General features: G+C 74.8%; 1 protein-coding gene. It reads right to left on the bottom strand.

The window, feature by feature from the left end; genetic code table 11:
• Window positions 1-35: 35 nt before the first annotated feature.
• Window positions 36-452 carry an HNH endonuclease gene (locus HMPREF3099_RS13420; RefSeq protein WP_070705167.1) on the bottom strand — a complete coding sequence of 139 codons (417 nt, stop codon included), beginning with the start codon at window positions 450-452 and terminating at the stop codon, window positions 36-38.
• Window positions 453-1,130 lie beyond the last annotated feature (678 nt).

Here is a 1,130-nt window from a genome sequence, read left to right as displayed (position 1 = left end):
GCAGGCCCGGCGGCTGGGGGCGGACGGGGTGGGGCTCAGGGGTTGCGGTAGTCGTGGGGTGTGGTGGTGTACCTCTGGCCCAGGAGGCTGGTCCAGTGGATGGTGCCGTCGGGGTGGGCTTGGGCGGTCCACTGTCGTTTTGTCTTGCGGGTGTGGCCCTTGCGGGAGAGGGACTGCAGGTTGTCCGGGGTGGTGGGGCCGCCGTGGTCGAAGGGGACCAGGTGGTCCAGTTCGCACCGGTCTGCGGGGATCTCCCCGGTGCCGGGGTCGCGGGCGATGCCGTCGCGGGCGCGGACGAAGCGGGCGACCGAGGCGGTGGGCCGGTAGGTGTGGGGTGAGACGGTCACGGCGTGGCCGGTGGTGGGGTCGGCGACCAGGCGTTGCCAGACCGATCCCTCGCGGACCGCGACGGCCCGGACGTGTTCAGCATCGAGGTACCCGAACCCGGGCATCCACCCCAGGGGTGCGCCCAACAACCCACCACCCCCACGCGATGGGGTGCCAGCGTCCGCCGTCGGCCCCGGTGTCGGGACGGCGTCACCGGGCCCGTCGGGTGGTGCGGCACCCGGCGGGGTCTGCCCCTCGTGGTGCGTGGGTGGGAGTCCTTGACCGGTACCGCTCGGGCCCGTGCTGCTGCTGTCGGTGTCAGTGTCGGTCTTGGGCGTGTTCTCGAGCAGGACGTCCAGGCCGACCACGACGGTGCACCGGGCCGGGGGCAGGACGGGGTCACCGATCCGCGGGATCGGGAAGTAGTCCTCGGCGACCGTCCCGCAGGAGGTGCACACCGGCGGCACCGGTGCCGTGGGACCCGGCGCCGGGGTGTCCCCGCGAGGGGCCGTGCCCTCCTCTGGTGCAGCGCCCCGCGCAGCCAGGTTCCCGGCCCGGTCCGATCCGGCGGGTGTGGTGTGGGGAGTCTCGACAGTCCAGTCGGCCGGGTCGGGGTCCTCGTGGGGTGCCCGCCCACTCCCCGCACCCCCAGCCGCACCCGCAGTCGCACCACCCGCGCTCACAGCCGCGCCACCGGTGGTCGGGGTGTCCGTGGCCGGGTCGGACCCCGCGGACCCCGGTGCGCCCGTGGCGGGCGTGGGGTTGTATGCCGGGGCGCCGGTGTTGGGGTGGTCGGGGAGCTG

Origin of the sequence: Kytococcus sp. HMSC28H12, assembly GCF_001816045.1 — a bacterium.
Lineage (GTDB): Bacteria > Actinomycetota > Actinomycetes > Actinomycetales > Dermatophilaceae > Kytococcus > Kytococcus schroeteri.
This window is presented reverse-complemented; position numbering and strand designations above follow the sequence as displayed.